Annotated in this window: 19 protein-coding genes; 11 read left to right on the top strand and 8 right to left on the bottom strand. The window is 43.8% G+C overall.

The genetic code is table 11. The annotated features are described in order from the left end of the window. Positions 1 to 12 precede the first annotated feature (12 nt). The 4 genes from V1U08_RS10035 to V1U08_RS10020 all read left to right on the top strand — a co-directional run bounded on the left by V1U08_RS10035 (position 13) and on the right by V1U08_RS10020 (position 3,144). Positions 13 to 783, top strand: a complete 771-nt coding sequence (locus V1U08_RS10035; protein WP_014231302.1) for an ABC transporter ATP-binding protein — start codon at positions 13 to 15, stop codon at positions 781 to 783. 84 nt (positions 784 to 867) lie between these two features. Continuing rightward, entirely contained in the window at positions 868 to 1,638 is a 771-nt protein-coding gene (locus V1U08_RS10030; protein WP_014231303.1) for an ABC transporter substrate-binding protein, read from the top strand. A gap of 81 nt (positions 1,639 to 1,719) precedes the next feature. Beyond that, positions 1,720 to 2,460 carry an ABC transporter permease gene (locus tag V1U08_RS10025; RefSeq protein ID WP_014231304.1) on the top strand — a complete coding sequence of 247 codons (741 nt, stop codon included), beginning with the start codon at positions 1,720 to 1,722 and terminating at the stop codon, positions 2,458 to 2,460. A 3-nt stretch (positions 2,461 to 2,463) separates the two neighbouring features. After that, positions 2,464 to 3,144, top strand: coding sequence for an ABC transporter permease (locus tag V1U08_RS10020; RefSeq protein WP_014231305.1), 681 nt, complete (start codon positions 2,464 to 2,466; stop codon positions 3,142 to 3,144). A 65-nt stretch (positions 3,145 to 3,209) separates the two neighbouring features. On the opposite strand, the gene xthA is transcribed toward V1U08_RS10020, so the two are convergent. Continuing rightward, complete coding sequence (gene xthA, locus V1U08_RS10015) at positions 3,210 to 4,016, bottom strand: exodeoxyribonuclease III (RefSeq protein ID WP_330470528.1); 807 nt, start codon at positions 4,014 to 4,016, stop codon at positions 3,210 to 3,212. 284 nt (positions 4,017 to 4,300) lie between these two features. Further along, positions 4,301 to 5,188, bottom strand: coding sequence for a LysR family transcriptional regulator (locus tag V1U08_RS10010; RefSeq protein ID WP_014231308.1), 888 nt, complete (start codon positions 5,186 to 5,188; stop codon positions 4,301 to 4,303). 126 nt (positions 5,189 to 5,314) lie between these two features. Here V1U08_RS10010 and V1U08_RS10005 point away from each other — a divergent pair, with 126 nt between their 5' ends. Then, complete coding sequence (locus V1U08_RS10005) at positions 5,315 to 5,743, top strand: CidA/LrgA family protein (protein ID WP_065296591.1); 429 nt, start codon at positions 5,315 to 5,317, stop codon at positions 5,741 to 5,743. 2 nt (positions 5,744 to 5,745) lie between these two features. Continuing rightward, a complete protein-coding gene (locus V1U08_RS10000) occupies positions 5,746 to 6,441 on the top strand; it encodes an LrgB family protein (RefSeq protein ID WP_020332862.1) in 696 nt (231 codons plus the stop codon). A gap of 281 nt (positions 6,442 to 6,722) precedes the next feature. Here the strand turns inward: V1U08_RS10000 and rsmS are convergent, their stop codons facing one another. Genes rsmS through dinG form a run of 4 tightly spaced genes read right to left on the bottom strand, consistent with a single transcriptional unit; the run spans position 6,723 to position 10,307 of the window. Beyond that, the gene (gene rsmS / locus V1U08_RS09995; RefSeq protein WP_014231311.1) at positions 6,723 to 6,890 is read right to left on the bottom strand and encodes a pleiotropic regulatory protein RsmS; all 168 of its coding nucleotides are present in this window, start codon (positions 6,888 to 6,890) and stop codon (positions 6,723 to 6,725) included. Continuing rightward, positions 6,890 to 7,435, bottom strand: a complete 546-nt coding sequence (locus V1U08_RS09990; protein WP_014231312.1) for a primosomal replication protein — start codon at positions 7,433 to 7,435, stop codon at positions 6,890 to 6,892. The genes rsmS and V1U08_RS09990 overlap by 1 nt, the downstream gene beginning before the upstream one ends. Then, positions 7,432 to 8,217: a sulfite exporter TauE/SafE family protein gene (locus V1U08_RS09985; protein ID WP_020332864.1), complete on the bottom strand. Its 786-nt coding sequence runs from the start codon at positions 8,215 to 8,217 to the stop codon at positions 7,432 to 7,434. Before V1U08_RS09985 ends, V1U08_RS09990 begins: the two co-directional genes overlap by 4 nt. Positions 8,218 to 8,231: 14 nt before the next feature. Then, positions 8,232 to 10,307: an ATP-dependent DNA helicase DinG gene (dinG, locus tag V1U08_RS09980; protein WP_330470527.1), complete on the bottom strand. Its 2,076-nt coding sequence runs from the start codon at positions 10,305 to 10,307 to the stop codon at positions 8,232 to 8,234. 516 nt (positions 10,308 to 10,823) lie between these two features. Between dinG and V1U08_RS09975 the strand changes: the two genes are divergently transcribed. Both V1U08_RS09975 and V1U08_RS09970 read left to right on the top strand, forming a co-directional pair. After that, positions 10,824 to 11,822 (top strand): porin, encoded by a 999-nt coding sequence (locus V1U08_RS09975; protein ID WP_330470526.1) that lies wholly within the window; start codon positions 10,824 to 10,826, stop codon positions 11,820 to 11,822. A gap of 173 nt (positions 11,823 to 11,995) precedes the next feature. Beyond that, a complete protein-coding gene (locus V1U08_RS09970) occupies positions 11,996 to 12,658 on the top strand; it encodes a DUF2057 family protein (RefSeq protein WP_020332866.1) in 663 nt (220 codons plus the stop codon). Positions 12,659 to 12,733: 75 nt separating this feature from the next. Here V1U08_RS09970 and V1U08_RS09965 read toward each other — a convergent pair whose 3' ends face one another. Next, entirely contained in the window at positions 12,734 to 13,435 is a 702-nt protein-coding gene (locus tag V1U08_RS09965) for a pseudouridine synthase (protein WP_020332867.1), read from the bottom strand. A 310-nt stretch (positions 13,436 to 13,745) separates the two neighbouring features. Here V1U08_RS09965 and V1U08_RS09960 point away from each other — a divergent pair, with 310 nt between their 5' ends. Then, positions 13,746 to 15,971: an NADP-dependent isocitrate dehydrogenase gene (locus tag V1U08_RS09960; protein ID WP_330470525.1), complete on the top strand. Its 2,226-nt coding sequence runs from the start codon at positions 13,746 to 13,748 to the stop codon at positions 15,969 to 15,971. A 144-nt stretch (positions 15,972 to 16,115) separates the two neighbouring features. Here V1U08_RS09960 and cspD read toward each other — a convergent pair whose 3' ends face one another. After that, positions 16,116 to 16,334: a cold shock domain-containing protein CspD gene (gene cspD, locus V1U08_RS09955; protein ID WP_014231319.1), complete on the bottom strand. Its 219-nt coding sequence runs from the start codon at positions 16,332 to 16,334 to the stop codon at positions 16,116 to 16,118. A gap of 739 nt (positions 16,335 to 17,073) precedes the next feature. Between cspD and clpS the strand changes: the two genes are divergently transcribed. Both clpS and clpA read left to right on the top strand, forming a co-directional pair. Then, a complete protein-coding gene (clpS, locus tag V1U08_RS09950) occupies positions 17,074 to 17,394 on the top strand; it encodes an ATP-dependent Clp protease adapter ClpS (protein WP_014231320.1) in 321 nt (106 codons plus the stop codon). Between the two features lie 48 nt (positions 17,395 to 17,442). Continuing rightward, the gene (clpA, locus tag V1U08_RS09945) at positions 17,443 to 19,713 is read left to right on the top strand and encodes an ATP-dependent Clp protease ATP-binding subunit ClpA (protein ID WP_014231321.1); all 2,271 of its coding nucleotides are present in this window, start codon (positions 17,443 to 17,445) and stop codon (positions 19,711 to 19,713) included. Positions 19,714 to 19,738 lie beyond the last annotated feature (25 nt).

Raw genomic sequence — 19,738 nt, 5'->3', positions numbered from 1 at the left:
GGAGTAAAGCGCATGACTGATGTACCAGCGCTAGATATAAAAGACCTGCACAAAACGTTTGGACAAAACGAAGTACTTAAGGGGATTTCTCTTTCCGCACACAAAGGGGATGTTATCTCTATCATTGGCTCTTCCGGTTCCGGTAAGAGTACTTTTCTCAGATGTATCAACTTATTAGAGACACCAACCGCTGGTGAGATTTGGGTTAACGGTGAGCTTATTCAAATGAAGAATAACCGAGCTGGTGAATCTGTTCCCGCGAATGAAAAGCAAGTTCAGCGAATTCGTTCTCGTCTAGCGATGGTATTCCAGGGTTTTAACCTATGGTCTCATCTTACTGTTCTAGAAAATGTCATTGAAGCACCCGTTCACGTATTGGGTGTGCCTAAAGCTCAAGCTATTGAAAACGCAGAGGTACTGCTTAAGAAAGTAGGTCTGTATGAGCGTAAGGATTACTACCCAGGACATTTATCTGGTGGTCAGCAGCAACGTGCCGCGATTGCTCGTGCCCTAGCCGTTGATCCAGAAGTCATGTTGTTTGATGAGCCGACATCAGCGCTTGACCCAGAATTAGTAGGCGAAGTGTTAGGGGTAATGAGAGATTTGGCAGAAGAAGGTCGTACGATGTTGGTAGTGACGCACGAAATGGCGTTTGCTCGTGATGTATCGAACCACGTCATGTTCCTTCACCAAGGACTGGTTGAAGAGCAGGGTGATCCTGCCAAGTTGTTTACCAATCCAGATTCACCTCGCTTACAACAGTTTATCTCATCGATTTATTAAGAGATCTTTGGGAGGCAGTTTTTTGCCTCCTATGTAAACACAACATACAAAATTAAATAAAATGGAAATCACAGGAGTACGGAAATGAAAAAGTGGTTATTAGCAGCAACGCTTGCTGCAACGGCTGTATCTGGCGCCGTTCAAGCGAAAGAATGGAAAACCGTTCGCTTTGGTGTTGAAGGTGCATACCCTCCGTTTAGCTGGACTGAAACTGATGGCTCTCTAAAAGGCTTTGACGTTGACATGGCAAATGCACTTTGTGAAGAAATGCAAGTGAAGTGTCAAATCGTTGCTCAAGACTGGGATGGCATCATTCCTTCTCTACTGGCGCGCAAATACGACGCAATCATTGCGGCAATGTCGATTACAGAAGAGCGCAAGAAGAAAGTTGATTTCACTGGCAAATACGCACTTATTCCAAACAAATTTATTGCGAAGAAAGGCGCTGATCTAGACTTTGACAAACTAGACGGTAAGAAAATCGCGGTACAGCGTGCAACTACACACGATAAATACCTGACTGACAACTACGGTGACAAAGTTGAGATCGTCCGTTACGGCTCATTTGATGAAGCTTATCTTGATCTTGCTAACGGTCGTGTAGCTGCTGTTCTAGGTGACGCTTCTGCTCTAGAAGAAGGCGTTCTTAACAAAGCTGGTGGCGATGCGTATGAGTTTGTTGGCCCATCTTTAACTGATCCTAAATGGTTTGGTGAAGGCTTTGGTATCGCGGTTCGCAAGCAAGACAAAGATTTAACGCAAAAACTAGACGCAGCGATTCTGTCACTACGTGAGAAAGGTGTTTACCAACAACTTGCTGGTAAATACTTCAACTACGATGTGTACGGCGAATAAGTCGTAATTAAGCGACCGTTGGCCTGTTCCTAGAAGTAGTCAACGGTCGATTTTTTGAGTTTAGGGATTAGGAACTCACCTATGCTGGATTTACAAGGATACGAAGCTTCCATCTTTACAGGAGCTTTAGTAACTATTGAAGTTGCAGTGCTTTCTCTGCTGCTTGCAGTGATATTGGGCATGCTTGGTGCTTTAGCCAAGTTATCACCTTACAAATGGGCAAGAGCGATTGCCACTCTCTACACCACCATTATTCGTGGTATCCCAGATCTGGTTCTGATGATGCTGATTTTCTTTGGTGGACAAATACTTTTGAATAACAGCCTTTATTCTATCAATGAAACGCTAAATGAGTGGTTTGCATCGAGTGATCCTAACCATGAGTGGACGGCATATCTGCCAGATTACATCGACGTGAGCCCATTTATTGCTGGTGTACTGACCATTGGCTTTATCTTTGGCGCATACATGGCAGAAACGTTCCGTGGTGCGATTATGGCCGTAGACAGAGGTGAGCTAGAGGCGGCGAAAGCTTATGGTATGAACGCTGTTTTATCATTCAGAAGAATTCTTTTGCCTCAGATGATTCGCCATGCTTTACCTGGCTTTGGTAATAACTGGTTGGTTCTGCTTAAAACTACGGCGCTGGTCTCTATCATCGGTCTGGATGATATGGTGAGAATGAGTTCTTTAGCCGCTGGCTCGACGAAAATGCCATTTACGTTTTACATGGCCGTTGCGATCATCTTTCTATTCTTTACCAGTGTTTCTACAGGTTTGCTTAAACTTGTTGAACGCAAGTTCAGTATTCACGCGAGGTAAGTTATGGACTTTTCACTGATTATTGAAAGCTTCCCGATTTATCTAAGTGGACTTTGGACAACGGTATGGCTGGTGGGTATTTCGCTTATCATTGGGCTGAGTGTGTCTATCCCAATGGCGATAGCAAGAAACAGTAAAAACTACGCGTTAAGCATGCCAGCATGGGCGTTTATCTACTTTTTCCGTGGGACACCGTTACTGGTTCAGCTATACCTCATTTATTATGGTATGGACCAGTTCTTCCCGGTAAAAGATACCCTTTGGGAAAACGCTTGGTTTTGTGCACTGGTTGCGTTTGTATTGAATACTTCAGCTTACACGGCAGAGATTATCCGAGGCGCAATTAATGGCTTACCAAAAGGCGAAGTAGAAGCGGCTAAAGCGTATGGAATGAGTAAATTTAAGACTTACCGTCGTATCATTTTACCGAGTGCATTACGAAGAGCTTTACCAGTATATTCAAACGAGGTGATCTTCATGCTGCACGGTAGTGCGGTAGCGGGCATTGTAACCATAATGGATCTAACCGGCGCAGCTCGTTTGGTTAACTCACGTTACTACGCTCCATTTGAATCGTTCTTAACGGCGGGTTTATTCTATATGTCGCTGACGTTTATCATCCTGTGGTGTTTTAAACAGGCAGAAAAGCGATTGCTAGCCTATTCTCGACCACTAAGCCAATAAGACCAATGGCAGCAACAAATAAAAAGAGCGCATCAATGCGCTCTTTTTATTTAGGTGAGAAAGGACTACTTGAACGTTGACCAGATAGGGGCGTGGTCAGATGGTTTTTCAATCCCACGCAGTTCATAGTCGATACCTGATTCGATACATTTCTGTGCTAGTGAAGGCGTCGCTAAAATCACATCGATTCGTAGACCACGGTTGTCATCAAAACCGCGAGAACGGTAATCAAACCACGAAAAACGGTCATTCACTTCTGGGTACAGTTTACGGAAAGTATCTTCAAAGCCCCAGTCTAATAAAATTTTCAGCCATTCACGCTCTTCTGGTTGGAACGAACATTTGCCCGTTTTTAGCCAGCGTTTGCGATTTGGCTCGCCAATGCCGATGTCGTCATCAATTGGACTGATGTTGATGTCGCCCATAACAATTAATTGTTCATCGTTACTATGATGATCATTCAAATATGTCATTAGATCTCTGTAGAACTGGCGCTTATACGGAAATTTGGTTTCGTGGCTGATATTGTCCCCTTGAGGGAAGTAGCCGTTAAGTACCGTTATCTTTTCACCATTTTCGTCTTCAAAGGTCGCCATGATCATGCGCTTTTGATGTTCTTCGTTATCGGTCGGAAAACCTTTCTGCACACTGATAGGTTCTTGCTTACAAAGCATCGCAACACCGTAGTGCGCTTTTTGACCATGAAAATACACTTTGTAACCCATGGCTTCGACATCTGCTATTGGAAACGCTTCATCGTGGACTTTGATTTCCTGAAGCCCAATAACGTCAGGCTGGTGTTTGTCGATGAGCGCCTGGAGCTGATGCAGTCTTGCACGGAGTCCATTGATGTTAAAGCTGATTACTTTCATATACTTTTGAACCTATTGTTATCCCTTGTAATGCCTTTTGGCTAAAGGGTTTTTGAAAACTAATAAAGTGTATTTTGATGGATGATGGCGAGGTTTGTTGAGTAACGCCGCCACTTTGTCGCCATTTTTATCGCTATACTTTGAGGCCGCTGATCGGGTTGAAATTGACTACCGACGAAAGGTGATCTGGCGTAAACCATCGTTTGTTCAATTTTGACATGACCTAGTGCCGCTTTCAAATCGAGGATATTACCGCCATTACGCATGAAAGCCCTTGCTTTAGGCTATGCATGGCTCCTTCCACTTTCCTGACAAAGTTTAATCCATGCCTCTGCAGCTTTAGAGATATATCTCTCTTGATTCCAAACCACGCCAAGTTGCCAGTTGATGGAGGGCTGAATAGGTATTATCAGCAGATCTTCGTCAAGAATACGATTACATAAAGGTTGGGGAAGAAAGGTCACACCAACTCCACTTTTCACGAGAGCAACGAGAAAGTCCCACTGGCTACTACGGGCTGAAATTTGCGGAGAATACCCTGCTTGTTGGCATTGGCTCAGAATGTAATCACTCAAAGTAAATTCTTCTGTGTAGATATAGAAAGGTTCCTCTTTTAGCTCTTCCCATGAGATCGAGCTTTTTTCTGACCAAGAAGTTGTGTCAGGTAAAATGGCATGAATGGGATATTCATCAAGGACAAGGTTTGTTAAGCAATCTCTATTCTGAGTCGCTAACATGGTGATTGCAACATCAAGATCGCCTTCGATAAGTGCCTGCTCAATCCTCCTGCCTCCGTATTCGACGATCGTTAGTTCTACATTCGGGTAGAGTTGTTTATATTGGCGAATTAATCCAGCGTACAGGGGACCAACCATAGGTGGGATGCCTAAGCGAAGATGACCTCGTTCTAATTTGTTGAGATCAATGAGTTCGGAGTTTAATTGTGCCATTGTCTCTAATATTTGTTTTGCCCGAAGATATACGATTTCTCCTGCATCAGTTAGCCAGAACTTTCTCCCCTCACGATGTATCAGTGGTTGTGCAACAGACTGTTCGAGACTTTGTATCATTTTGCTGATTGTTGGCTGGGTCACGTATAAATTTTCTGAAGCCCGGGTGAAACTTTTTTGATCAATGAGTTCGACAAAATAACGAAGTGATTTAATGTCCATGCTTTGCTCAATTTAGCTATTACAAACTATTCCATTTTGGCATGCTTTTGATAATAAAAATTCACTATATGACTATTTTTGTTCTGGATATAATGTGATCAAAATCTCAGAATGGAGTGAGAAGTCATGAAGGTATTTACTGGTGGATTGCTTACCTTGCTGCAAATTGGCTTGTTATCTGCGATATGGTTGATTGCCGAGTATTTGGTTAAACAGTTTAATTTTCCGGTGCCAGCTAATTTGGCTGGGATGTTGATATTACTGTTGTGTCTGTTTCTTGGTGTGATCAAAGCAAGCTGGTTACGTAAAGGTGCAACTTGGCTGTTAGCTGAAATGCTATTGTTCTTTGTGCCAGCTGTAGTTGCCGTGGTGAAATACCAATCACTGATGGAAACGGAAGGATTACGAATATTTGTTGTATTACTGATTAGTACAGTTTTAGTTTTGGGAATTACGGCTGCGGTTGTTGATCGTGTTTATCGTTTTGAGTTGCAGTTGTCCCGGAGAAAAAGCAACAGACACTACCAAAAACTGACAAAACATACGGAGCACTAACTATGTTCGAAACAGATTTTGGATTGGGTATATTGTGTTTATTGATGACGGTTGTTTTTTATTATTTGAGCAAAATACTTTATCAGCGTAAAAAAACGATTTTTTTGATGCCTTTGTTGCTGGCGCCCTTGTTGCTGATTGTGGTCGTGTTCGCTTTTCATATTCCTTATCAATCTTATATGTCAGAGTCTCATTGGCTGTTGTGGATGCTTGGCCCTGCCACTGTTGCTTTTGCTATTCCCGTGTATGACAACCGTCGTCTTATTCAACGGCATTGGTTATCCATGTCAATTGGTGTTCTTACGTCCATTTTTGTAGCCATAGGAAGCTCTGTTTTGTTGGCCAAAATCTTTGGTCTGTCAGCGATTTTGCAGAAAAGCTTAGCAATGCGTTCTATTACGACGCCTTTTGCGGTTGAAGCGAGTAAATTGATAGGTGGTCAAGAAGATTTAACGGCATTATTTGTCGTGATGACTGGTGTCATCGGAATGGCTGTTGGAGAAGTAATTCTTACCGTTTTATCCATTCGTTCTCGCTTGGGCAAGGGGTCAAGTCTGGGAGCTTCTGCTCACGGAGCGGGTACTGCAAAAGCCTATCAACTGGGAAGTTCTGAAGGGGTCATATCCAGCGTTGCGATGATGCTCGCTGGTATGATTACTGTGTTATTGGCACCAGTTATTGGCCATCTTTTATGGTAAACAAGGTTTTTCAGTTGGAACCTAATCATGTCATAAACCTCATTTACTAATCCCAGTTGGCATTTATTAATGTATTTTCATAATCCATGCCCTGGGTCTGTTGACCTAACTGATAAGCCGATAACGCAGTATAAAGGTGCCCCTACTAAAAGCGTTTTACTCTTTGTTGAGAGGTGTTTTACTTAGAATGGCTAGGCTGCAAACAACTAGCCGTCCGCCTCTCGCCGCGATTAAAAAGCTTTTGTCTCGAACAAAATGTAGTGGCAATTGCTAAAGCCAGCTTACTGTTTAGATTTTAATTTGTTCTCTAAATCTATTTGCACTATTTTCAAAGCACTTAACGCAACTTCAGGGTCAACTTCGTTTGATTCGAGTAAGTAGATGAGGTCGACGGCCAGTTTTACATCATCTGGTGCATCGTCAAGAGGAGAGGTTGGTTGGTCAGACATTACTGATGTTTTTCCCTGTGAGTGATTTGGTTTTCGAGCTTAACTAACGCCGCTTCGCAGCGTTCCAGCCGTTGTTCTGTAGCGAGTAAAACCTTCTGCGCTTCTGCGCGCATGAAACTCGGAGCTGTTGCTACTGCTCTCTCTTTTTCAAGGACCATTTCTCGTAAACGACGAGCCCACTCTTGATGCTGAGCAAGCTCTTGATACAGAACATTGATAGGTTTTCGAAAATGGCTGCTGTGCTTGATTTCGTTTTTACGGATTTTGGTTGTTGAGATTTCTCGCTGGATGGCAGCAATCTGTGCGACCAAACGTTCAGTAAGATATTCAGCGCGCAGGGCGGTTAACTTGCCTTCGTTCTGCTCTCGAACGATGGCGCCCAGTGTTGACTTGGCTTCTTTGACACAAGGTGTGAGCAATCGAGAACGACAGCTAAACAGACGTTCATCAAAAAGAGGCACATGATGCTCTCCCCTTTGACGATCAAGCATGGCGGCTTGTTTTGCCATCTGCTCTAAATGTGCTGAAAGTTGATCGATGTTCATGTTAACCCTACAAACCAAGCATCATAAGCCAATTTTATAGCAAGTATACTCACCACGGTAACGAATACCGGGCGAATGAATTTAGCGCCAAAGTGAATCGCAGAATGAGCCCCGACAAAAGCACCTGCCATTAAGCATAGCCCCATCGTTAAGCCTAGCACCCAGTTGATATGCCCCAACACTGCAAAAGTAATGAGGGAAGTAAAGTTACTGGTAAAGTTCATTGCTTTTGCCAAGCCAGATGCAAGTAGGATATTCAGTCGGTAGAGTGCCATTGAGCTCACCGTCCAGAATGCCCCCGTGCCAGGACCTGCTAGCCCATCGTAGAAGCCAAGTGAAAAGCCTTGTGCATATTGTTTTTTATGTAGTCGAGGACACGGCTCTGGTATTGGACTTTGGTGTGTCGTTTTCGGCGTTTTATGGAAAACGGTATATAGAGCAGCTGCCAAGATGATCAGCGGCAATACTTTCTCTAACCACTCGGTACTTATAGCGTCGACAAACAGCGTACCAACGGTTGCTCCTATTAGCGTGGCAACGAAGGCTCTCCCCCAGCATCTTGGGCGGAATAAGCGCTTTTTGTAGTAAGTGAAAGCCGCCGTCGAAGAGGCAAACGTCGCGGCGAGTTTGTTTGTTCCCAGAGCGATGTGGGGAGGAAGCCCCAAAGATAACAACGTTGGGACGGTTAGCATACCACCACCACCAGCAACGGCATCGATGAATCCAGCAACAAAAGCGACAAGCGCCAACACCAGCAACATGCCTGGCTCAATCATTTCCATAAATGGTTTTTCTTCTAATATTCTATTTTACGTTTAAATGGCGGCAGCGAGTCGATTAACGCTTGCCCATATCTCTTTGTGACAAGGCGTCTATCTAGAATGGTTACTCTACCAGAATCGCGCTCTTTTCGCAGTAACCGACCAACGCCTTGGATCAGCTTTTTACTCGCATCTGGTACAGTGATCTGCATAAATGGATTTCCGCCTTTCTTTTCGATGTATTCGGAATGAGCCTGTTCTACAGGCGAAGTCGGAACACCAAATGGTATCTTGGTAATGACCAGGTTTTCGAGAAGCTCACCTGGTAAATCAAGTCCTTCAGAAAAGCTTCCGGTACCAAATAGAACACTGGTTTTATTTGTTTCTATTAGCTTTTTATGTTTTTTTAGAATTTCTTGGCGCGAGCTTTCACCTTGTACTTGCAACGCCCAGCCTCGCTTAACAAAGTCTGTAGACAAGGCCTCGGCGACTTGGTTCATTTGCCAGTAAGAAGAGAATAATACTAAGTTGGCTTTATTGTCTTCTAAGTACTTAGGCAATATCTCAATAAGATATTCAGTAAACTGAGGTGCAGGCGGTTCATATTTCATCGCTGGAATAAGTAACTCAGCCTGGTTCTGATAATCAAATGGTGAAGCCAACGCTAAAAACTGAGTGCCAGACTCTGGTTTACCATCAATGCCAGCTTGATGACAAAAGTAATGGAACGAATTTAGTGCTCTAATCGTTGCCGATACTAATACCGCACCAATACAGCGACTCCAAATTTGTTGGTCAAGCTGCCAGCCGATTTCCAACGGGGAAACGCTGACGATGAAGTCGCCTTCACGCTCTGGATGTTTTTGTAACCATCTCGCCAGAGGAGCGCCTTTTTCACGTGTCGGTTCAGCCATCAGATGCCAGACTTGGGCGAGGTTTTCCAAACGTTGGATATAAAACCCCAGCTCCGCAAGCGCAGGTTCGGCTAATCTGGTCGAAAGTTCCCCATCTTTTACACGCTCAGCGATAAGATCGGCGATTTTTGCGACACTTTGATTCGCTTTCTTACTCGCTTGTTTGAGATCTTTTGATTGATTCTCCAACCAGGTCGGCAGCTCTCCGTGTTCAAAGCGATAAATGTCTTGGTCAAAGTGGGCAGGGTCAAACTGCTTTGCCAACTGGCTAAGCTCAGGTATCAAGGTTTGCACGGATTCCTGTAAATCATTGCGGAATCGAGATACGCGTTTTTCATCCGCTAGCGAGGAAAACTTGCTGATTGATTGATTGAGCTTTTCTAACCACGCGGCAGCACCCTTCAAACTCGCTGATGCAGACGCATGATCGCGCGCGACATGCGGTAAGTGATGCGCTTCGTCGAAGACATAAATGGTGTTTTCGGGCTCTGGCAAAATCACGCCACCACCTAAGTCGGCATCAGCCATTACTAGAGAATGGTTTGCAATGATGACGTCGTTTTTATCTAACTCTGAGCGAGCCTTTTGAAAAGGACAACCACGATGTCCTGGCAAACTGTTATTGCAACTGTGCTTATCACTGACAATAAGCTGCCACAGCTGGTCATCAATAGGTTTTGGCCACGAGTCACGATCCCCGTCCCATTTGCCTTGAGCTAGAGAGCGATACATCGTCTCCAACAGCTCAATATCTTTTTTCTTAGGCTTGGTTTCGAACATTGCTAATTGGCCGCCATCGACCCCGCTCGCCGTAGCAAGTTTTTCTGCACAGCAATAACGTTGCCTACCTTTTGCCAGAATAAAAGAAAACTCTTTATCCGTTAGACGGCGGTATAAAGGTAAATCCTTGTTAATAAGCTGCTCTTGTAGCGCGACAGTGGCAGTAGATATCACCACTTTGCGATTGTTGTGAACGGCGACTGGAATGGCTGCCATCAAGTAGGAGAGTGACTTACCTATACCAGTCCCTGCTTCTGCGACCAGCATGCGGTTAGATTTATGATATTGGCCACAAAGTGTTCTTGCTATTTCAGCAACGAGATAGTTTTGCGCTCTTCTAGGAACAAAGTTATCAAGCTGAGCTTGTAAGTTCTGGTAGCTATGGCGAATCGATTTTTGAATGTTACTGGTCAGCATACGGGCCTCAAATGCGTTGGAGGCGAATAGTAGCACACATCACTAGCTGTAAAGTAGTTCACAAAATGGAATGCTTTTGTTCGGAATATGGATCTTCTTCACAAAAAAAGATTGAACCTAATCTAAATGAAATCGAGTTCATTAGTATTTATATATAAAATTCTTTATTTAATAAAAATTAAAGAATAAAAATCCAATTTAGTGGTTGGTTTTTAATCCAAACGTGGTGTTTATATTTGTAATTAATGGTTGTGTAATTGTGAAAAAATCAAGTTTATTGTTTAGATGTTAATCTAAAAAATGATATGTAAAATATCAACTTGTTGTTAAATAAGATCTTTTTTGTTTTTTTACATTCGAGTTTAGAAAATTTGACAGGCAGAACAATCTTTTGCACTCTAGGTTCAGATTTTGGGAAAGCATTGCGTAACAACCAGTTAACGCTAGCGCTCAAAAAAATAAAAAAAGGGAATTCGGAAAGGATATCCCAAACTAAGAAAAGGCAGTGGATTAATTATGAAAAAGACTCTTTTAGCATTAGCAGTTGCAACTGTATCTACTTCTGCACTTGCTGCAGGCAACATCTACGACGACGGTACTACAGCGTTCAACGTAAAAGGTGAAATCGATACTTACCTAAGTGCTGCTGAAACAACAGTAACTAGCGCTGGTGCAGCTACTGAATCTGACTCTGATCTTGACGTAGACCTATGGGCTAAAATCCAGATCGATGCAACACACAAGCTAAATGACAGCGTAACTGCATTCGGTTCTTTCGAAATCGAAAACGGCAACGGTTTCAACGGTTGGGAAGGCAAGTTGGATGATGATCATTCAATGAAAACTGACGACCTTTACTTCGGCTTCAGCGTTGGTGAAAACTTCGGTATCGCTGCTGGTGAAGTTGGTGACTTCGGTGATTCTCTAGACGCAATCACAATCGATAACACTAACGAAGGTTTCGGTTACATGGATGACTTCGTTAGCTCTCTAGAGTCTGCTGGCCATGCAGTTTCACTTAAGTACACAACTGGCGGTCTTAAGTTAATTGCTGACTCTTACCTATCTTCTAACGAAGATGAAGATGTAGCATACGGTGTATCTGCTCAGTACGCATTTAACGAAATGTTCACTGTAGGCGCTACTTACCAAGATCAAGGTAACCGTGGCCATGGTGATGATCACCAAATCATGGGTGTAGCAGCACGTATGAGCATCGCTAACTTCGGCGCGGCAGTGAACTACGTGTCTGAAGACATCGATGGCGCTACTGACCTAGAAACAATTTCTGCTGCTCTAGACTACCAAATCGAAAAAGCACGTCTTTACACTTCATTCGGTTTCACTGAAGGTGACAACGACGAAGAAATCAACTACTACACTGTTGGTGCAGACTACGCAGTTTCTAGCAACATCGCAGCATTCGTAGAATACTCTGATTACGAAAACAAAACAGACAGCAACAACAAAACAGAAGCTGATGGTGCTGTAGCTGGTATGTACTACACATTCTAATAACTTGATATCAAGTTGAATGTAATCCAAAGGTCGCATTTATGCGGCCTTTTTGGTTATATAGGGATTGATTATATAGGTAAGCGTTATACCCAACTGAGCTTATAGGCATGGTGATATCAGGCTTCGAGATTATTTGGGTATAAAACTTAATGATAAAAAAGGGTTAAATCATGAAACGTACAATTTGGACTTCGATTTTAATGGCGCTTTCAGCGCTGAGTGTCCCTAATGCGTATGCGAATACCAGTTCATTGACGGAACTAGATGCGGCTCAAGGAGTTGAAGTGCTATTTATCAATAGCCAAGATGCAAAACAGATGGATGAACCATTTATGCTTGCGACGGGGTCGAATCAAATCGTATTGCGTATGAATACGATGTTAGGTCGAGGTGAAAAGCGTGGTAACTTCACTTCAGCGCCTTATATTCTTACTCTGGATGTTAATGGTGGCGAATTGGAAATCGATGGTCCGCAACTGAACGAGCTAACTCAAGCCAAAAGAGTGTTTGAAGGCGATAAGATTGATTGGAATGTCAGCCTTAATGACAGCGATATAAACTACGACCAAGTCAAAATGGTGGGAAAAAAGGGCACGTTCCCTTATTCAAACCTTGATGAGCAACTTGCTATTTATAACGCAGCCAACGGCATTAGTTTTGCGGGCAGTGCAATCGCACCCGCTGCCAGCGCGAGTATAGTAAACGGTACGCAGCAGGCAGCGACGTCTGCTGGCCCAGATAGCCTGGAAATGCAAAAAGCGAAAATGACGTATTTGAAATTGTCTCCAAACGAGCGTAAAGCCTTCCGCAAGTGGTTGGTTGACCAACAGTAATCGCAATCGCTCAACATAGATGACTGCTTTTAGAGAGCCAGTAGCTGATGCTACTGGCTTTTTTCATTAGAGTGGCTAGAGCTCTATTTCTTTCCACTCCCCCGGCTGTAGATCGCCTAACTCGATATTCCCCATTGAAAAACGTACTAAACGTAGAGTTGGGAAGCCGATATGAGCGGTCATGCGTCGCACTTGGCGATTCCTTCCCTCGATGATGGTTATCGCTAACCAGGTAGTAGGAATATTGGCACGGAAGCGCACGGCTGGCGTTCTTTCCCAGATCTCGGGCGCATCCATCACTTCAACTTTCGCTGGTAGCGTCATCCCGTCCTTAAGTTCTACCCCTTTACGCAGTTTATCAAGATCGGCTTCTTCTGGCGCGCCATCGACTTGTACCCAATACGTTTTAGGGGATTTAGATTTAGGCTGTGTTAGTTTTGCCTGCAAAATACCGTCGTTTGTGAGCACCATCAGGCCTTCACTGTCACGATCTAATCGTCCTGCGGCGTAGACATCTTTTACCGGAATGTAGTCAGCGAGTGTTTTACGTCCATCACCATCAGTAAATTGGCTAAGCGTGTCATAAGGTTTATTAAACACAACCACTTTGCGGTCCTGTGGGTTGATGCGGGGCTTTTGACTTTGTGCTGCTCGGGTAGAGCGGCGCTTATTACTCGTTGTGGTACGGGGACGGTCAGACTTTTCAGAACGTTTAAAATGCCCCTCTTTAGATTGATGACTACGACGACCTTTTTCATAACCTGTACGAGATGACATGTTAACTACCCTACAAAAATGTAAATGAACTGTGTTTGAAAGTTTCAACTTTTCTTATGATCGGATATCATTTGCGCGCCTAAATTTAATAAACGCGCACAGAATGATAGACTATTTCGTGTTAATTGTTTAATTATATCAGTGCACTCATGGATTCAGAGCCCAGCGCTTCAAACTATAACAAAGGGTGCACACCGCATGTTGCGTTATCGAGTTGAATCGTACTTCTCATAAGCGCAGTGCGTCAAAGAAACCAACTCAGAAATTGAGTTGATCAACCAACAAGTTGATTAAAATATAGGGAAATTTCATGCCTACAGAAAAGCCTACAATTATCTACACCATCACTGATGAAGCACCGGCGCTAGCAACTTATTCACTACTACCAATTATCCAATCGTTTACTGCATCGTCTGGCATCAATGTAGATACTCGTGATATTTCACTAGCAGGTCGAATTATCGCTAACTTCCCAGAGCATTTGAAAGAAGAACAACGTATTGGCGATGCGTTGACAGAGCTTGGTAATCTAGCTCAAACTCCAGAAGCGAACATCATTAAGCTGCCAAACATTTCTGCATCTATCCCACAGCTACGAGCGGCGATTAAAGAGCTTCAAAGCAAAGGATACGATCTACCAAATTACCCAGATGAGCCAGCGACTTACGAAGAAGAAGCGATTAAAGCGGCTTACGACAAAATTAAGGGTAGTGCAGTAAACCCAGTTCTGCGTGAAGGTAACTCAGACCGTCGTGCTCCGCTTTCTGTTAAGAACTATGCGAAGAAAAACCCTCATTCAATGGGTGCATGGTCTGCGGATTCAAAATCACATGTCGCTAGCATGTCTGGAAATGACTTCTTTGGCAGTGAAAAATCGACTACCGTTTCAGATGCGACAGACGTAAAAATCGAGTTTGTTGGTGCTGACGGTTCGGTTAAAGAACTTAAAGCAGCATTCCCGCTATTAGACAAAGAAGTAATCGATTCCTCAGTAATGAAGAAGAAAGCACTGGTTGAGTTCTTCGAAAAAGAAATTGCTGAAGCAAAAGCACAAGACGTATTGCTGTCTCTACACATGAAAGCGACCATGATGAAGGTTTCTGACCCTGTTATCTTCGGTCACGCTGTAAAAGTGTACTACAAAGACGTATTTGCTAAATACGGTAAGCTATTCGAAGAGCTTGGCGTTGATGTAAATAATGGTCTTGGTGACGTTTACGCAAAAATCGAATCACTACCAGCAGCACAAAAAGAAGAGATTGAAGCGGCAATTCAAGCGGTTTACCAAACTCAGCCTGAACTAGCGATGGTTGATTCTGACCGTGGTATCACCAACCTTCACGTACCAAGCGACATCATCGTTGACGCGTCTATGCCAGCAATGCTTCGCTCTTCAGGTCAAATGTGGGGTCCTGACGGCAAGCAAAAAGATACGAAAGCACTGATTCCAGATCGTTGCTACGCAGGTATTTACCAAGCAGTAATTGATTTCTGTAAAGAGCATGGTGCATTTGATCCAACAACAATGGGCAGCGTTCCAAACGTTGGTCTAATGGCTCAAAAAGCAGAAGAGTACGGTTCTCACGATAAGACGTTTATCCTAGATGCAGCAGGTACAGTGCGTGTTGTTGATACAGCGGGTCAGGTTCTACTTGAGCAAGCTGTAGAAGAAGGCGACATCTTCCGTATGTGTCAGGTGAAAGATGCTCCAATCCAAGACTGGGTTAAGCTAGCGGTGACTCGTGCTCGCGCAACAGGCGTTCCTGCAGTGTTCTGGCTAGATGAAAACCGTGCACACGATGCAGAGCTTATCAAGAAGGTTAACGCATACCTACCTGATCACGATACTGACGGTTTAGAAATTAAGATTCTGTCACCAGTAGACGCATGTCTGTACTCACTAGAGCGTATCAAAGCAGGTCTGGACACAATTTCTGTTACAGGTAACGTACTACGCGACTACCTAACTGACTTGTTCCCAATTCTTGAGCTTGGTACGTCAGCTAAGATGCTATCAATCGTTCCACTGATGAATGGTGGTGGTCTGTTTGAAACTGGTGCTGGTGGTTCTGCTCCAAAGCACGTTCAGCAAGTTGAAAAAGAAAACCACCTTCGTTGGGACTCTCTTGGTGAGTTCCTAGCGCTAGCTGCATCTTTAGAGCACCTAAGCGTAGCTACAGGCAATGCGAAAGCACAAGTTCTGGCAGATACACTGGATAAAGCGACAGGTGAATTCCTGGATAACAACAAGTCACCATCACGTAAAGTGGGTGAGCTGGATAACCGCGGTAGTCACTACTACCTAGCATCATACTGGGCAAAAGCGTTGGCTGAGCAAACTGCGGATGCTGATCTGGCCGCTGAATTTGCACCGATTGCAAAAGCACTATCAGAGCAAGAAGAAGCGATTGTTGCCGAGTTGAACAACGCACAAGGCGTGAAAGGCGAGCTAGGTGGTTACTACCTACTTGATGACTCATTAACGTCTAAACTAATGCGTCCAAGTGCAATCCTGAACTCAATTATCGATAAGTAATGTGAATCTGACACACCGTGCGCGGTGTGTCGTTCAGATAATAATAAACCCGCTGACTTGGCGGGTTTATTTTTCTCTGCGTAACGATAAACAGTGTTTTAATCTATGTTACGAGAGCAATGGTTTGTTTCTACAGCGCTCTAATTATTTCGCTTGGTCTTCAATCGGTACTACGCTGCTTGCGTGACAACCTTTTGGACCTTTTTCTATCTCGTATGAGACTTGTTGGCCTGCTTTCAGTGTACGATAACCGTCCATCTGGATAGTTGAGTAGTGGGCAAAGATATCTCCTTCTTCTTCGTCAGAACAGATAAACCCAAATCCTTTGGCATTGTTAAACCACTTTACTGTACCTGTAGCCATGCTTTTACATCCCTCATGCATTTTTTACTGATGTTGTTACTTTAATCAAGTTATACCTTTAACTTGAAACTACTATTAACTTTTAACGACTGCTAACAGAAGAATTTCTGTTCGTCCATCGCGTCAATGTGAACCCTCGACTATGCGAGCCTTCGAAATAAAAAAGCTCCGCGCAGATGATGATTTATGCATCAACACTTTCCACTGTAGTCAATCAGTCCACACAGTCAATAGTGTTTCGCAACAAACAGAAACATTATTGAAAACAAATCACTTTTGAGATTAACAATTTTGCAAACACTTTCCTGGCTGTACGTTGATGTTCAGATGTTTTAGCTACTAAATGACAAGTTGAAAAATAGCCATACTATTTGTGTTTGTTATGTTAGTGAAATCCTCTGATTGAATAAAAAATGAAGATTTCGTGATAAATATCGCCTCAAAAATTGGGAAATGTGATCTAATACGGACTGTGCATTGGTATCGCAATCACAACGTATAAGTAAGAAATCTTAGGGTTGATAGCGGCAATATTTTAAGTAAAAGATCACAGCGTATCGATAAGCATCTTTTATTTGCACCCCCGCAAGAGGTGCATTAGTCTCTATATAGGTAGTAACTTTTATCTATCAAAGTTCTATTTCGGTGTCACTTCTCACTACACCGCGCAGCATGCTTGTGGTAGATTGTTTTTATAGGTCGAAAACATCAACCCTTTGATACGATATCTTTAATTGCCATGAGTAAAAATTTTGAGTGGGTCACTCCAGACTCTGATCTTCTGGAGCGAGAAAGTACAAAAATTCAGCCACCTAAGCTGTATAACGTTGTACTCAACAATGATGACTATACACCTATGGATTTCGTCATAGAGGTACTTGAGCGATTCTTTTCTCATGATATAGATAGAGCGACTCAAATAATGCTCAAGGTACACTATGAAGGAAAGGCAGTTTGTGGGACGTACAGCGCAGAAATTGCCGAGACAAAAGTAGCGCAAGTTACGATGTACGCAAGGGAAAATGAACATCCGTTGCTTTGCACTATGGAGCAAGCGTAAAAAGAAGACTTGCTCGAACAACCCCAGTTGTTTTTTCGGGAGGTACTTATGCTAAACAAAGAACTAGAGTCAAGCCTTAACAGTGCATTTGCTCGTGCGCGCGACAAACGTCACGAGTTTATGACTGTCGAACACCTCCTACTTGCATTGTTGGAAAATGATGCAGCTAAGGAAGCCCTTCTAGCCTGCAAAGCGGATTTAGATGCTTTGCGTAACGAACTCGATATATTCATCGATCAAACTACGCCTCTCATCCCAGAAAGCGATGAGACGCGTGAAACTCAGCCGACTTTGAGCTTCCAACGCGTCCTACAACGTGCAGTTTTTCATGTTCAGTCGTCGGGTCGAAATGAAGTGACAGGGGCGAACGTACTTGTTGCTATTTTCAGCGAGCAAGAATCTCATGCTGCTTACCTTCTTAAGAAAAATGATATCTCTCGCCTAGACATCGTCAATTTTATCTCCCACGGCATTACCAAAGCGTCTGGCGCGAGTGAAGATCCATCATCACCAGATTCCTTCAGTTCAGAAAGTACGGATGATTCGAACTCGGAAGAGCGCCTGGAGAGTTTTGCTACCAACTTAAACCAGGTGGCGAAAGCGGGGAATATTGATCCACTAATCGGTCGAGATAAAGAGCTCGAGCGTACTATTCAAGTGCTTTGTCGTCGCCGTAAAAACAACCCGTTGCTTGTCGGTGAAGCTGGCGTGGGTAAAACTGCGATTGCAGAAGGCCTGGCGTGGAGAATTGTTGAAGGGCAGGTTCCTGAAGTTATTGAAAACAGCGTAATCTACTCTTTGGACATTGGTTCTTTGCTTGCGGGTACTAAGTATCGCGGTGATTTTGAGAAACGTTTCAAAACCATTTTGAAACAGCTTGAGAAAGAAGAAGACGCCATTCTGTTTATCGATGAAATTCATACTATCATCGGTGCGGGCGCTGCGTCTGGCGGTCAAGTTGATGCGGCAAATTTAATTAAACCTCTGCTTAGCAGCGGCAAGCTTCGTTGTATCGGCTCAACAACGTACCAAGAGTACAGCAACATATTTGAGAAAGAGCGCGCACTCTCTCGTCGCTTCCAAAAAATCGATATTGTTGAGCCATCACTTGATGACACAACTAAGATTTTGATGGGTCTTAAGCCGAAGTACGAAGCGCACCACGAAGTTCGCTATACAAACAAAGCACTTCGTGCTGCTGTGGAATTATCGGCTAAGTACATTAATGAGCGTCATTTACCTGATAAAGCAATCGACGTTATTGATGAAGCTGGCGCATGTAGCCGCTTGGCTCCAGCAAGCCGACGTAAGAAAACCGTCGGTGTCGCAGACATTGAAGCGATGGTCGCGAAAATGGCTCGCATTCCAGAAAAATCGGTATCTTCTTCGGATAAAGATATTCTGAAGAATCTGGACCGCAAGATGAAAATGCTTGTGTTCGGACAAGACAATGCGATTGATGCATTATCAGAAGCCATCAAGCTTACCCGCGCAGGGTTGGGTGTAGACAATAAACCTGTCGGTTCATTCTTGTTTGCAGGCCCTACAGGTGTCGGTAAAACGGAAGTGACTGTTCAGCTATCTAAATTGCTTGGCATTGAGCTACTGCGTTTTGATATGTCTGAATACGGCGAACGTCATTCGGTGAGCCGTCTAATCGGTGCTCCACCAGGATATGTGGGTTACGACCAAGGTGGCTTGCTCACTGATGCGGTGATCAAACACCCGCACTCTGTGGTTCTGTTGGATGAGATCGAGAAAGCGCATCCAGATATCTTTAACTTGCTATTGCAAGTGATGGATAACGGCACCCTTACCGACAACAACGGTCGTAAAGCGGACTTCCGCAATGTGATTCTTGTCATGACGACCAACGCTGGTGTTGCGGAAACCGAGAAAAAATCGATAGGCTTGATTCAACAAGACAACAGCCATGACGCGATGGCGGAAATTAAGAAAGTATTTACTCCTGAATTCCGTAACCGCCTTGATAACATCATCTGGTTTAACAGCCTGGATGAGACGGTTATCCATCAAGTTGTCGATAAGTTTATCGTTGAGCTTCAAGTGCAGCTGGATGCTCGTGGTGTCTCGATGGAAGTCTCTCAAGACGCGCGCCACTGGTTGGCACACAAGGGTTACGACAAAGCGATGGGTGCTCGTCCAATGGGACGTGTTATTCAAGAGCAGCTTAAGAAACCTTTGGCGAACGAGCTTCTGTTCGGCTCTTTGGTTAACGGCGGCACAGTGAAAGTTTCACTCGTAAACGATGCTCTGGAATTTGAGTATTTGAGCGAGAAAGAAGCCGCAGTGCACTGATAAGCTCTCGGTTCTATGAAACAAA

This window comes from Vibrio sp. YYF0003 (assembly GCF_036350715.1).
Classification (GTDB): Bacteria; Pseudomonadota; Gammaproteobacteria; order Enterobacterales; family Vibrionaceae; genus Vibrio; species Vibrio natriegens.
This window is presented reverse-complemented; position numbering and strand designations above follow the sequence as displayed.